The 13,419-nt window shown below is 64.4% G+C and carries 10 protein-coding genes and 1 pseudogene; 7 read left to right on the forward strand and 4 right to left on the reverse strand.

Features of this window, described 5'->3' with window-relative positions:
• Nucleotides 1-427, forward strand: a pseudogene (locus EOA75_RS02700) (hypothetical protein); the annotation flags it as partial.
• 30 nt (nt 428-457) lie between these two features.
• Here the strand turns inward: EOA75_RS02700 and EOA75_RS02705 are convergent.
• A complete protein-coding gene (locus EOA75_RS02705; RefSeq protein WP_127323564.1) occupies nt 458-1,147 on the reverse strand; it encodes an HAD family phosphatase in 690 nt (229 codons plus the stop codon).
• Nucleotides 1,148-1,322: 175 nt separating this feature from the next.
• On the opposite strand from EOA75_RS02705, the gene EOA75_RS02710 reads away from it, so the two are divergent.
• Nucleotides 1,323-2,456, forward strand: a complete 1,134-nt coding sequence (locus tag EOA75_RS02710) for a site-specific DNA-methyltransferase (protein WP_095800288.1) — start codon at nt 1,323-1,325, stop codon at nt 2,454-2,456.
• 45 nt (nt 2,457-2,501) lie between these two features.
• Here the strand turns inward: EOA75_RS02710 and EOA75_RS02715 are convergent, their stop codons facing one another.
• Together EOA75_RS02715 and mutY are read right to left on the reverse strand one after the other, a co-directional pair.
• Nucleotides 2,502-3,113 (reverse strand): HAD family phosphatase, encoded by a 612-nt coding sequence (locus EOA75_RS02715; RefSeq protein ID WP_095800287.1) that lies wholly within the window; start codon nt 3,111-3,113, stop codon nt 2,502-2,504.
• A 10-nt stretch (nt 3,114-3,123) separates the two neighbouring features.
• Nucleotides 3,124-4,257: an A/G-specific adenine glycosylase gene (gene mutY, locus EOA75_RS02720; protein ID WP_127323565.1), complete on the reverse strand. Its 1,134-nt coding sequence runs from the start codon at nt 4,255-4,257 to the stop codon at nt 3,124-3,126.
• A 31-nt stretch (nt 4,258-4,288) separates the two neighbouring features.
• On the opposite strand from mutY, the gene EOA75_RS02725 reads away from it, so the two are divergent.
• The 3 genes from EOA75_RS02725 to smc all read left to right on the forward strand — a co-directional run bounded on the left by EOA75_RS02725 (nt 4,289) and on the right by smc (nt 9,234).
• Nucleotides 4,289-4,789, forward strand: a complete 501-nt coding sequence (locus tag EOA75_RS02725; RefSeq protein WP_067327870.1) for a DUF721 domain-containing protein — start codon at nt 4,289-4,291, stop codon at nt 4,787-4,789.
• A 197-nt stretch (nt 4,790-4,986) separates the two neighbouring features.
• Complete coding sequence (locus EOA75_RS02730; RefSeq protein WP_127323566.1) at nt 4,987-5,715, forward strand: DsbA family protein; 729 nt, start codon at nt 4,987-4,989, stop codon at nt 5,713-5,715.
• Between the two features lie 60 nt (nt 5,716-5,775).
• On the forward strand, nt 5,776-9,234 hold the full coding sequence (gene smc / locus EOA75_RS02735; protein WP_127323567.1) for a chromosome segregation protein SMC: 3,459 nt from the start codon (nt 5,776-5,778) through the stop codon (nt 9,232-9,234).
• A gap of 29 nt (nt 9,235-9,263) precedes the next feature.
• Here the strand turns inward: smc and EOA75_RS02740 are convergent, their stop codons facing one another.
• The gene (locus EOA75_RS02740) at nt 9,264-10,976 is read right to left on the reverse strand and encodes an HAD family hydrolase (protein ID WP_127323568.1); all 1,713 of its coding nucleotides are present in this window, start codon (nt 10,974-10,976) and stop codon (nt 9,264-9,266) included.
• A 3-nt stretch (nt 10,977-10,979) separates the two neighbouring features.
• Here EOA75_RS02740 and EOA75_RS02745 point away from each other — a divergent pair, with 3 nt between their 5' ends.
• Entirely contained in the window at nt 10,980-11,258 is a 279-nt protein-coding gene (locus EOA75_RS02745) for a hypothetical protein (protein ID WP_127323569.1), read from the forward strand.
• 647 nt (nt 11,259-11,905) lie between these two features.
• Nucleotides 11,906-13,288 carry a calcium-binding protein gene (locus EOA75_RS02750; RefSeq protein ID WP_067327874.1) on the forward strand — a complete coding sequence of 461 codons (1,383 nt, stop codon included), beginning with the start codon at nt 11,906-11,908 and terminating at the stop codon, nt 13,286-13,288.
• Nucleotides 13,289-13,419: the final 131 nt, after the last annotated feature.

Here is a 13,419-nt window from a genome sequence, read left to right on the forward strand (position 1 = left end):
GACCGGACCGAACGGTCAACCCGTCGACCCCAATCGCGATCCCGCCAAGATCATTTACCAGGCCTCGATCACCGACGTGACGCGCGACTGCACTCACGAAAACGGCCAGCTGACGATGAAGATCGCGGTGGCCGGCAAGGTCGTGCCGGGACCGCTGTTCACGCCCGGTACCGTGACGATGCCGATCCGCATCGCGGTCCAACATGGGCCTGACGTGCTCTATTCGCAGCTTCATCAGTATCAGGTGCAGGTCACCGATCCGTCTGCCGCGACGCAGTTCGTCTTCACCGACACCAACGTCGTAGTGCCGGAGCCGACCGCCCGCGACTACCAAGCCTATGCCGGCTATGACGAGAACGCGCCGGCAGCGACGGACAAGTCCAAGGCCAAGAGGAAGAAGCGCGTCGCCGCGGCGGCGACAAACTGATCTGGTTCGCCGCCAATCGCGCTTCCGCGGTTAAGCGTCCTCCGACCACTCCGACAATGCCGCAATCGTGCTGCCGAGTTCCGCCAAACGGCGGATGACGGTTTCGGCGCCCGCTTCGGTCAGCGAGTCGGCATGGCCGGGATAGCTGTGCCCCGCGCCGGTGAAGCCGATGACGCGCATGCCCGCCGTCCTGGCGCCGGTGACGCCGTGCACCGAATCCTCGATGACGAAAGTGTTCTTCGGGTTGGCGCCGAGCTGTTCGGCGGCATAGAGGAACACGTCCGGTGCCGGCTTGGTCTTCTTGCCGGGGATGTCGAGCCCCGAAAAGATGCGGCCGGCGAAGAAGGGCAGCAGGCGCACCTTTTCAAGCATGAACTCGATCCGCTCGGTGCGTGAATTGGAGCAGACGGCGCGCGGCGCGGTGACCGCCGCCACCGCCTCGCGTGCGCCGTCAATGATGCGCACGTCGCTGCGCAGCTTGCGATCGACGAGTTCCTCGGCGCGGTCGATCAGCGAGGCCTGAAAAGGAAGGTGAGATTTCTCCTCGACCCGCATCAGGATGTCCTTGAAGGTCAGTCCGGCATAGGTCTCGGCAAGCTCCTCCGGCGAAATCTCGTATCCGGCGGATGTCAGAAGCTCGGCCTCGACGCGCGCGGCGATGATTTCGGAATCGACGAGCACGCCGTCGCAATCAAAGATGACAAGGTCTGGCTGGGGCATGGCAATCCGAAGCTGGGAGGAAAATGGCCTGACTGGCCCAAGCGGCGCGGCATACACCAATGGGCCGATGTTCGCAAATCAGTGGCGCAGGCTCTCGCCCGACCTTCACCGAATGTTTACGCTGATCGGTAACCATAACGGCCAGTAAATCGTAACGCGTGCTTTGGGTGTTTTGATGTCTGCCGTGCGTCTTCTCGACGAGCTTTCCCACGCTCCCCAGCAGTCCGAATGGCTGGACACGATCCTCAAAGGCGACTGCGTCGCCGCCCTCGACAGGCTGCCCGAAAAGTCGATCGACGTTATCTTCGCCGATCCGCCTTACAACCTGCAACTCGACGGCGACCTGCATCGGCCCGACCAGTCCAAGGTGGACGCCGTCGACGACGACTGGGACCGGTTCGAGAGTTTTGAGGCCTATGACGCCTTCACCCGCGCCTGGCTGCTTGCCGCGCGACGCGTGCTGAAGCCCAATGGCACGATCTGGGTGATTGGCTCCTACCACAACATCTTCCGCGTCGGTGCCAGGATGCAGGATCTCGGCTTCTGGATCCTGAACGACGTCGTCTGGCGCAAGACCAACCCGATGCCGAATTTCCGCGGCCGCCGCTTCCAGAACGCCCATGAGACGATGATCTGGGCCTCGCGCGACCAGAAGTCCAAGGGCTACACCTTCAACTACGAAGCGCTGAAGGCCTCGAATGACGATTTGCAGATGCGCTCGGACTGGCTGTTCCCGATCTGCACCGGCGCCGAGCGCCTGAAAGACGAGAACGGCAACAAGCTGCATCCCACGCAGAAGCCGGAAGCGCTGCTGGCCCGCATCATGATGGCCTCGACCAAGCCGGGCGATGTCGTGCTCGATCCCTTCTTCGGCTCGGGCACCACGGGTGCGGTCGCCAAGCGCCTCGGCCGTCACTTCGTCGGCATCGAGCGCGAGCAATCCTACATCGATGCCGCCAATGAGCGCATCGCCGCCGTGCGCCCGCTGGATGAGGCCGACCTCACCGTGCTGTCCGGCAAGCGCGCCGAGCCGCGCGTCGCCTTCATAAGCCTGATCGACACCGGCCTGGTGGCGCCGGGCGCCACACTTTACGACGCCAAGAAGCGCTGGGCGGCCAAGGTGCGCGCCGACGGCACGCTGGCCATCGGCGACAGCGCCGGCTCGATCCACAAGATCGGCGCCGAGGTGCAGGGTTTGGACGCCTGCAACGGCTGGACCTTCTGGCACTATGAGCGCAGCGGCGGCCTCACCCCGATCGACGAATTGCGCCGCATCGCCCGCCTCGGAATGGAGCGGGCAGGCGGCTGATCCGCTTGAATCGAAAGCTCAACCGATTGCCGCAAGTGATTCAGTTCAGGCCGCAATCCCGAGCCGTTCAAGATCCGCTTGAAGCGCCTTGGCATCGGTGAACAGCACCGCCTGCCAGCCGGCGGCCTTGGCGCCGTCGACATTCTTCTGGCTGTCGTCGATGAAGAGTGTGGCGGCCGGCTCCAGGTCGAAGGATGCGACGTGACGGTCGTAGATGGCCTGGTCCGGCTTGATCAGGCCGATCTCGCCCGAGACCGTGACGCCGCGCGGCCGATTGAGAAAGTCGAAGCGCCGGCGGGCTTCGGCGAACGTGTCGGCGGCGAAATTGGTCAGCATGGTCACATCGCGGCCCCTGTCGATAAGGCCGACCATGATGGCGACGCTGTCGTCATAGGCATGCGGCACCATCTCGTGCCAGCAGCGGCGGAAGTTGCGGATGTTCTCGGCGTGATCGGGGTGTTCGGCGATCAGCAGCGCCTCGGCGTCTTGCCAGGTGCGGCCGCGATCCTGCTCGATGTTCCAAGCGCTGGTGCAGACATTGTCGAAGAACCATTTCCGCTCCTCGGCATCCGGGATCAGCCGGCTGAACGGAAGGTCCGGATCGTAGTGGATCAGCACCTTGCCGATATCGAACACGATGTGGCGGATGTCAGTCATTGCGGTCCTTTCAACGCGGGCGCAGCGGGGCTTGCTTTTTGGTTGCGCCCGGTATCGCTGCCTCGATTACCTTTTTCATGACGGTGGGCAGCGCTTCCCCGGGAATTTCGTGGGCTAGCGACCAGAAATGCCCGTTGGGCGCATCACCCCTGATGTGGGCATGGAAGACGTCGAGTTCGAGCGCGAAATGGGTGAAGACATGGCCGATCCGCCCGGCGCGCCGCCAGTCGGCCGAAATGGGCGCTGCGTCCGCCGTCGTAGCGCCGTCGGCCCGCGCCGTCCACGCCGTGGTCGGCACCTCGGTCATGCCGCCGAGCAGCCCCTTGTCCGGCCGTTTGCGCAGCAGGATGGCGCCGTCATCGCGTTGAGCGACAAAGGCAGCACCGCGCCTGAGCGGCTTGTCGCCCTTGGGCAGGCGGACTGGAAAGCGCTCCCGATCGCCTGACAGGATCGCGCTGCAATCCTCGCGCAGCGGGCACAGCATGCAGCGCGGCCGCCGCGGCGTGCAGATCGTTGCGCCGAGATCCATCATCGCCTGGGCGAAATCGCCGGGCCTTGCACGTGGCACGAGCTTCTCGACCAGCGCTCGGATTTCCGGCTTGGCCTCGCTGAGCGGCGTCTCCACCGAATAGAGCCGCGAGATGACACGCTCGACGTTGCCGTCGACGACGGCGGCAGGCCGGTCGAAGGCGATCGCCGCGATGGCGGCCGCCGTGTAGGCGCCGATGCCCGGCAATTCCTTCAATCCCGCCTCGGTGTCGGGAAAGCGGCCGCCCCGCTGCGCCACGAGATCGGCGCAGGCTTTGAGATTGCGTGCCCTCGAGTAATAACCGAGCCCGGCCCAGGCCTTCATGACGTCCTCGGCCGGCGCTGCCGCCAGCGCCTCGACGGTCGGCCATTTCTCGACAAACGTCCGGAAATAGGCTTTCACCGCCTCGACCGTGGTCTGCTGCAGCATGACCTCGGAGAGCCAGACGCGATAAGGGTCGGGTTTTGTCCCACGCGAGAACGCACTCGGCGTCACGCGCCAGGGCAGGTTGCGGTGATGCGCGTCGTACCAGGCAAGCAGGCGGACGGCGATGCTGCTATCTCCGGATACGCACTTCTCGGCTGCGGCCTTGCGGGTCTGGTCTTGCGGTGCCATTGATCGGGTGAGTTAGGATCGGAGAACGCACATGGCAGGGAAAAGGCCCTTCGGCAATCCCGTTCCGGTGAGCGATCTCGCGACCGAGATCCTCGATCCTGTCCTGAAGAAGCGCGCCGGCATCTCGATCGGACTGGTGCAGTCCTGGGAAGAGATCGCCGGGCCGCGCCTGGCCAGCCACTCGCGCCCGGAAAAGATCCAGTGGCCGCGCCGCCTGCATGAGGACGATCCGTTCGAGCCGGCGGTGCTGATCATTGCCTGCGAAGGCATGGCGGCGCTGCATCTTCAGCATGAGGCGGGCGAGGTCATCAACCGCGTCAACGCCTTCCTGGGTTTCAACGCCATAGGCCGCATCAAGATCCTGCAGAAGCCGGTCCTTTCGGCGAAAGCGCGGCCGAAACCACAACCGAGGCCGCTCAGCGAGGCCGAGAAATCGAAGCTGGCGCGAACGGTCGGCAAGATCGAGGATGATGGCTTGCGCGCTTCGCTCGAGCGGCTCGGCGCGACCATCCTCGGACAAAAAAAGCCCTGAGCATGTCTCCCGAAAGTTCCGGCGGTTTCGGGAAAAGTCGTGGAGCGCGCTGCAAAATTGTCGTCAATATCGCATATTCGTGATCGCGCCCGAAAAATTTGGCGATTGGATTGGGGATGCCGATGCCTTAATTCGCGCCAACTCTCGCCTTTTCTAGCCCTTGCATTGCAAAATCCAACCGATATCAGGTGATTCGCATGAACCGCTCTTTGTCTCGCAGAAACCTTCTGACCACGCTGGCCGCCGTTCCGGCAGTGGCGCTGCTTGCCGCGTGCAGCGACTCGGGTGAAGAGGCAAAGGCGGCCGATGTGAAGCCCGCCAATCCGTCGACGCCAGCCAAGCCTGCCACGCCCGCGGCCGCTCAGGTGCCGGAAGCGCAGGGCACCGTCGACATGGCGGAACTGCTCAAGCCCGGCGCTTTGCCCGACAAGCAGCTCGGCAAGGACGACGCCAAGGTCACCATCGTCGAATATGCCTCGATGACCTGCCCGCATTGCGCGCATTTCAACGACACAACCTTCCCTGAGCTGAAGTCGAAATACATCGACACGGGCAAGGTGCGCTATATCCTGCGCGAATTCCCCTTCGACCCGAGCGCCGAGGCCGGCTTCATGCTGGCGCGCTGCGCCAAGGACAACTATTTCGCCATGGTGGACGTGTTGTTCAAGCAGCAGCCGAGCTGGGTCGGCGTCAGCAACACCAAGGAAGCGCTGCTGCAGATTTCCAAGCTCGCCGGTTTTACACAGGAGTCATTTGAGGCCTGCTTGACGGACCAGAAGCTTCTGGACGATGTGAGAGCAGTCCAGAAACGCGGAGCGGACGAGTTCAAGGTCGACTCGACGCCGACTTTCTTCATCTACGGAAAGACCTACAAAGGGGCGATGTCGATTGAGGAAATGTCGGCCATCATCGACCCTCTGCTCTGACGTCCAGGCCGCGCTGAAGCTGCTTGGCTTCGGCATATTGGTCTTTGCGGAGCGGCGCGAATGAAGTTTTCGCGCCTTCGCCTCCTCGGTTTCAAGTCCTTCGTCGAGCCCGGCGAGTTCGTCATCGAACGCGGGCTGACCGGCATTGTCGGGCCGAACGGCTGCGGCAAGTCCAACCTTGTCGAGGCGCTGCGCTGGGTGATGGGCGAAAGCTCCTACAAGAATATGCGCGCGTCCGGCATGGACGACGTGATCTTTTCCGGCTCCGGTGCGCGGCCGGCGCGCAACACCGCCGAAGTCACGCTCTTCCTCGACAATTCGGACCGCACGGCACCCGCCGCCTTCAACGACGCCGATGAATTGCAGGTGTCGCGCCGCATCGAGCGCGAGGCGGGCTCGCTCTACCGCATCAACGGCAAGGAAGCGCGTGCCAAGGACGTGCAACTGCTCTTCGCCGACCAGTCGACCGGCGCCCGCTCGCCCTCCATGGTTGGCCAGGGCCGCATCGGCGAGCTGATCCAGGCCAAGCCCCAGGCGCGCCGGGCGCTGCTCGAAGAAGCCGCCGGTATCTCCGGCCTGCACACGCGCCGGCACGAGGCGGAGCTTCGGCTGAAGGCGGCCGAACAAAACCTCGAACGGCTGGACGATGTCGTCGGCGAGTTGGAAAGCCAGATCGACAGCCTGAAGCGCCAGGCGCGCCAGGCCTCGCGCTTCAAGAACCTGTCGGCCGACATCCGCAAGGCCGAGGCGACGCTTCTGCATCTGCGCTGGACGCTGGCCAAAACCCAGGAAAGCGAAGCGCGTTCGGCGCTTGCCGTTGCCACCACGCTGGTCGGTGACCGCGCCGCAGCCCAGGTGGCCGCTGCGAGGGAGCAGGGCATCGCCGCCCACCGCCTGCCTGACCTGCGCGACGCGGAAGCGGCCGCGGCGGCGGCCTTTCAGCGCCTGTCGATCGCCAAGACGCAGATCGAAGAAGAGGCCGGCCGCATCCGCTCGCGCCAGGCGGAGCTGGAGCGGCGCCTGCAACAGCTCGATGCAGACATCGCCCGCGAGGAGCGGATGGTGCGCGACAATGCCGACATTCTCGAGCGTCTCCGCGCCGAGGAAGCCGAGCTCAATTCGGACAATGCAGGTGCTGCCGAGCGCGAAGCCACCACCCGCGCCGCCTTCGAGCAGGCCGGCGCGACGCTCTCGCAGAGCGAAGCCAGGCTTGCCGCGCTGACGGCCGAACGCGCCGAGGCGGCCGCCTCGCGCCACCAGATCGAGCGCACTTTGCGTGAGACCGCCGAGCGCCGCGACCGCTTCGCTCGCCAGCTTGCCGAGGTCGATCGCGAGCTCTCCGATATTGTGGCGCGCATTTCCGGCCTGCCCGATCCCGCCGAGAAGCGGCTGCTGGTCGAGGACGCGCTTGCCCGGCTGGAAGAGAGCGAGCTAGGCGCCATCGCCGCCGAGCAGGCGGTCGCCGAAGCGCGCGCCGCCGAAAGTGCTGCCCGTCCGCCTCTGCAGGATGCCAAGGCCGAATTGCAGCGCATCGAGACGGAAGCGCGCACGCTGGCCAAGATACTCAACGCTGCGAGCGGCGATCTCTTTCCTTCGGTGCTGGAGCAGATCAGCGTCGAGCGCGGCTACGAGACGGCACTTGGCGCCGCGCTCGGCGAGGACCTCGACGTGCCGCTCGACCGCGGCGCCCCGGTGCATTGGGGCGAGAGCGCGGTTCAACCGGGTGACGCGGCACTGCCCGAAGGCGTGAGGAGCCTGGCGAGTGTGGTCCGCGCGCCGGCACAGCTTGCCCGCCGCCTGGCGCAGATCGGCATCGTCGACGCCGCCGATGGCCGTCGCCTTCAAGCGCAGCTCGCGCCCGGCCAGCGGCTGGTCAGCCGCGACGGCGCGCTCTGGCGCTGGGACGGCTTGACGGCCAGCGCCGATGCGCCGACCGCTGCGGCGCAGCGGTTGGCGCAGAAGAACCGCCTGGCGGAGCTCGATGCCGAGGCCGTGCAGGCGACCCGCGTCGTGCGCGAGGCCGAGGAGGCGCTGGCGCGCGCCGAGCAGGCGATGCGCCAGGCGAGCGAGGCCGAGCGCAACGCGCGTCAGGCCGGCCGCGATGCCCAGCACGCACTGGACGCCGCCCGTAACGCGCTGGCCGAGGCCGAGAAGGCCGGCGGCGAGCTGGCGAGCCGCCGTGCTGCCTTGGATGACGCCCGCGCGCGCATCGTCGACAGCCATGAAGAGACGCAAGCCGCTTTCCTCGAAGCCGAGGAGATGCTCAGGGACGCGCCCGATCTCGGCGACCTGCAACTCCAGCTCGAGCAGGCCTCCGCCAGTGTAGCTCGCGACCGCGCCACGCTTGCCGATACACGCGCCGTGCATGACGGCCTACGGCGCGAGGCCGAAGCGCGCATGCGCCGGCTCGACGCGATCGGCACCGAGCGCAAGAACTGGCTGGAGCGGGCCGAAAACGCCTCGACGCAGATCGCCGCGCTTGGCGAGCGCAAGGCTGAGGCCGAAGCTGAGCGCGAGCGGCTGGCCGACGCGCCCGACGAGATCGACGCCAAGCGCCGTGCGCTGTTGAGTCAGCTTTCCGAGGCCGAGGCGCTGCGCCAGGCCGCCGGCGATCGCCTGCAGGAAGCGGAGACCAAGCAGGCCGAGCTCGACAAGGCGGCGACCGCGGCGATCCAGTCGCTTGCCGAAGCGCGCGAGACCCGCGTCCGCGCCGAGGAGCGTCTGACCGCAGCCGACGAACGCCGCGCCGAGGTCGAGGCGCGCATCCAGGAGGCGCTGAACACGCCGCCGCATCTCGTCATCAAGCATACCGGCCTAGAGACCGACGACCCGATGCCGGACATGGCCGAGGTCGAGCGCCAGCTCGACCGGCTGAAGATCGAGCGCGAGCGGCTCGGGGCCGTCAATCTGCGCGCCGAGGAAGAACAGCGGGAGCTGTCAGACCGCCTGGAGATCATCGTTTCCGAGCGCGAGGACATCATCGAGGCGATCAGAAAACTGCGCCAGGCGATCCAGAACCTCAACCGCGAGGGCCGCGAACGCCTGCTGTCGGCCTTCGAGGTGGTCAACGGCCACTTCCAGCGCCTGTTCTCGCATCTCTTCGGCGGCGGCACGGCCGAATTGCAGCTGATCGAGTCCGAAGATCCGCTGGAAGCCGGCCTCGAAATCCTCGCTCGCCCGCCGGGCAAGAAGCCGCAGACCATGACGCTGCTCTCCGGCGGCGAGCAGGCGCTCACCGCCATGTCGCTGATTTTTGCCGTCTTCCTAACCAATCCGGCGCCGATCTGCGTGCTCGACGAGGTCGACGCCCCGCTCGACGACCACAATGTCGAGCGCTTCTGCAATCTGATGGACGAGATGTCGAAGACCACCGAGACGCGCTTCGTCATCATCACCCACAACCCGATCACCATGGCGCGCATGGACCGGCTGTTCGGCGTCACCATGGCCGAGCAGGGCGTCAGCCAGCTGGTCTCGGTCGACCTGCAGGCGGCTGAGGCGATGCGCGAGGCGAGTTGAGGGCGGCTTGGCGTCCGGAACCGACTGAGTTACCTCTCCGGTGCCGTGGCTGGCGCCGTGTAACGCCGGCGCACCGCCTCCAGCACGCGCTTGCGGCTGTCCTCGGGCGATAGACGCTTGTCCTTCTCGGCCTCTGCCGTCTCGCGGGCGAGTTCCTTGTCCCTGATCTGTTGGCGGAACCATTTGGAATAGTCGCCGGCGCGCAGGTGATATTCCCAGGTCTTGTCGTCGATGCCTTCCGCCATTTGGGCGAAAATAATCAGGTTGTGGGCTCTGAGGTTCATCGCCTTTTCCGGCCCCGTGAAATAGAAACTGCCGGCCTCGTCGAGCTCGCCTTCGGCATATTTGCGGCTGTGCCGCTTCAGCGATTGCTGGGGTTCGATCGCCTTGACCGTGAACGGCTTCTTGCCGTCCTGCGGCCGCCACAGCAGAACCCGGTCACCCTTCGGCGAAGGAATGCTCTTGGGCGCCTCCAGCCCGGCCTCCTTGCAGAAGGTCTTGATCACGCTCTTCGCCTTCGGACCGAGCGCGATGACCGCCGTCACCAGGCGCAGGACCCCGGTCGAAATCGCTTCCGGATGCACGGTGATCAGCACCGTGCCCGGCAGCTCGAGCGACAGCACCGCGCGCGTGTCCTCGCGGCGCCTGGGCAGAAGGTGATGCGCCTCGTCGATGATCAGCCAATGCGGCCTTGCCGTGCGGTAGCGGACGCTGCCGAGGCCGGGCAGCAATTCGGCAAAGAAGTCGGGCCGCTCGTCGACTTTCAGCGCCAGCCCGTTGACCACGATATTGGTGCCAGGCTTTTCGATCAGCTCCAGCAATTGTTCCTTGCTGGGCGTAGTCGAGCCATCACCCAACGGAACGGCGCCCTCCAGTCCGTCATAGTCGCCCTCGGGATCGAAAATGCAGAACTGCAATCCCTGTTCGGCAAGCCGCTCGGTGAGCGCTGTGGCCAATGTCGACTTGCCGATACCGGAGCTTCCGGCGATCAGAACGGTCTCGACGGGCGACAGATAGACCTTCTTGCCGTTGGCAGTTCCCAGCAGGACGCCGCGCAAGCGCTTGCGAGCTATCAGATGATCCTGCTTTATCAGCTTGCCGATCAGTTCTTCGACACCCTTGCCGCGCGCCTCCCTCGTGACGAGGTCGGCGGTTTCCTTCACGGCGGGCAATGCGTTGGCGACGGCGATGCTGCAACCCGAAGCCCTGAGGAAGGCGTGGTCGTTCTCGGCATCGCCGATGCCCACCACATTATGCGGCGACAATCTGAGGTCCTTGAGCGCAGCCGCCAGTCCGGTGGCCTTGTTGATGCCTGAGGGCAGGATCATCACCGCGCCCTTGTTGAAGATGATCTCCAGCTCAAGGCCGAGCTCCTTGATGACGTCGAGCACGGTGGCCTGGTGCGGCTCCCAGGTGGCAACGATCGAGCGGCCGACCGAGAGCGGCTTGACGCCGCGCTTCTTCAGTCTGTCGACGAAATCGGCGGAAGGCGAGGGCGAGATTGTTTGCTCTTCTTCGCTCGCCGGCGTGTAGATCAGCGCGCCGTTTTCGGCCACCACCTTGTCGAATAGCCCGACCTCCGGAAACACCTCTTTGAGATCGGGCAGTTCGCGGCCGGTGACCAGGATGAGCTTGCGGCCGGACTTCTTCAGCTTCTTCAGCGCCGACAGCGTGCTGGCGGTGACCAGTCCGTCATGCGCCAGCGTGCCGTCGTAGTCGGTGGCCAGTGCCATGAAATACATCGGGTGATCCTCTCCGCTGCCGGTCGCTCGGTCCGTCTGGAACAAACAACGTCCGTCGGCGGAAAAGGTTTAGGCCGGCGCTTTCGCCTGCCTGGCGAGAAACCTGGCGTGGAGAAATGCAACTCATCGGAAAGAGAGAAAGGTTGGCTGGGTTCTGGAAAGGCGGGGCGTTTCTGGTCTTTAGGTCTGTTTGGGGTCGGCGCGTTGCTCCTGTGCCCTCTTGCAGATCTCATCCAATTTTTTTCGGACCCGGTCGTTATCGAACAACAGCTTGGCGCGTGAGAATCCTCTGCTACGAAGCTCCCATTCGATGGCAAGCCATCCTTCATAGTCGCCAGATAACGCAAGTTTCCCGGCTTCGCGCCACATAAGCACGTCACGCTCTCGGGACACACCCTTTCTCCGTGCTTTTGCGCGAAGCATATAGGAGGTCGGGCCGATATTGTCGAGGGACCTGCCCCACAGCTCGCCGCGACCAGAGCACGGACTTCCACTTCATATTGAGAGAGCGTGATGTCGAGCTGACGCAAATATCGGTCAGTTCATTGCCGGGCGCTCGACATCCCGGCGTGCGTTCTTGCCCCATAACTCACGGACGAATTTGATCGTCTCGCCAATCGTCCGGATTTCGATGATTTGCAACGATGGAACCCGTGCGCACCGTCTCCGCTCATGGACTGCTCCTGCGAGGCCGGTGGGTTTCGGAGGTGGCAAGGGGTCGAAAGCCGCGTTGAGACCACTGAAGAGAATCCGCGCTGAAATCGCCGCGCCACCCAATTCCCGCGAGAGATATATTGTTACATTTTGAGACACTTTTTTTAAATTTTGTGATTTGCTCCATACCGCTAACCTGGGCTCTTTTGGCCGCGAGCCATTCGGGCTTCAGGCATGTTGGGCAGAAAGGGTGGGGGTGTGAAAGGTCGCCAAGAATGGCCGATACGAATACCATTGTCTTGAGCGGTGACTACGGCTACCGCCAATATAAAGCATCCGGTCTCCCCGCCGACACCACTATCGATGCCAGCGAAGCCTCGTGGATTGTCGCCAATCAGGGAAGCTCCACCAACCTCTATCCCTTTGCGGTCGTCAACCCCGGCGACAACCTCGTGGCGTCGGGCGGCACGATCAACGGCACGGTCTCCCAAACCGGCGCCTGGGAGGACGTTTACGTCAACTCCGCCGCAGTCCGCGTGAATTCAGCCCACAACTTTGTCATCGACGACTGGACGATCACCAAGCCCTGGGATGGCATCCGTGTCGGCGGCACTGGCACCTTCCTCATCGAGGATACCTATGTCGGCTACTCACGAGACGACGCGGTCGAGGACGATGACGTCATCGGCGGCACCATCCGGGATTCGCTGTTCGACCACGTGTTTTCCGGAGTGAGCCTTGGCGACGGTGACGTGGATGGGTCTGACAACACGGTCACCATGGATGGCATGCTTCTAGGCATGGGAGAGTATCTTCGCAAAGGCGAGATGACGCACGGTTCGCCGTTCAAACTGGACAAGGGCACAGGCGCTGACGATATCGTTCCTAGCTTGCGCTTCATCGACTGCGTGGTGGCGATCACCGACGTTGACCACAACGGCTTGGAGCGGGTGCAGCGGGCCTGGGACAAGACGGTCGAGTCGCACGGCAATTACTATCTCAACCTCTCCGACACGCCACTGCCGGCGGATTATCCAATGCCGCCCGCCGGCTGGACGGTCCTTCAAGGCCAAGCGGCCCGCGATTACTGGGCCAACGCCAAGGCGGCCTGGCATGCAGCCCATGACGGGACGGACCCGCTGCCGTCATCTCCGACCGTGCCGACCGACCCGCTACCGTCATCTCCGACCCTGCCGACGGACCCGACCCACGGAACGACCGGGAACGATACATTTGTCGGCACTGCCGCGGCCGATACCTTTGATGGCCTGGCTGGCAACGACACATTGCGGGGCAAGGGTGGCAACGACGTGCTGACCGGCGGCGCGGGCCACGACACCTTTGTGTTTGACACCGCCTATGGCGCCGGCAATGTCGACACGCTGACCGACTTCGACGCGGTAAATGACGCGCTCTATCTCGACAACGCCGTCTTCACCCAACTCGGCGCCGGTTCCTCGTCCAGCCCGACGCAGGTGAACTCGTCGTATTTTGAGTTGCGAGAACACCCCACCCATAGCAACGATCACCTGCTCTACAACCGGGCCACGGGCGTCTTGTCCTATGATCCCGACGGCTCGAAATCGGCCCCGCAGGTGGAAATCGCCCATCTGGAGCCCGGAGCGGCACTGACCTATCACGACGTATTCGTCGTTTGATCGTTCATGCGATCGGACCATGGCATGGCGAGGGGCGGGCGCGCCCCCCGCCGTGCCTGGTTCCGACGGTCACCGATCAGAAAGGGCGGCGGACGCCGATCAGTTGCCATAAACGTCGGCCGCATTGATCG

Source organism: Mesorhizobium sp. M1A.F.Ca.IN.022.07.1.1 (assembly GCF_003997575.1).
Taxonomy (GTDB): Bacteria; Pseudomonadota; Alphaproteobacteria; order Rhizobiales; family Rhizobiaceae; genus Mesorhizobium.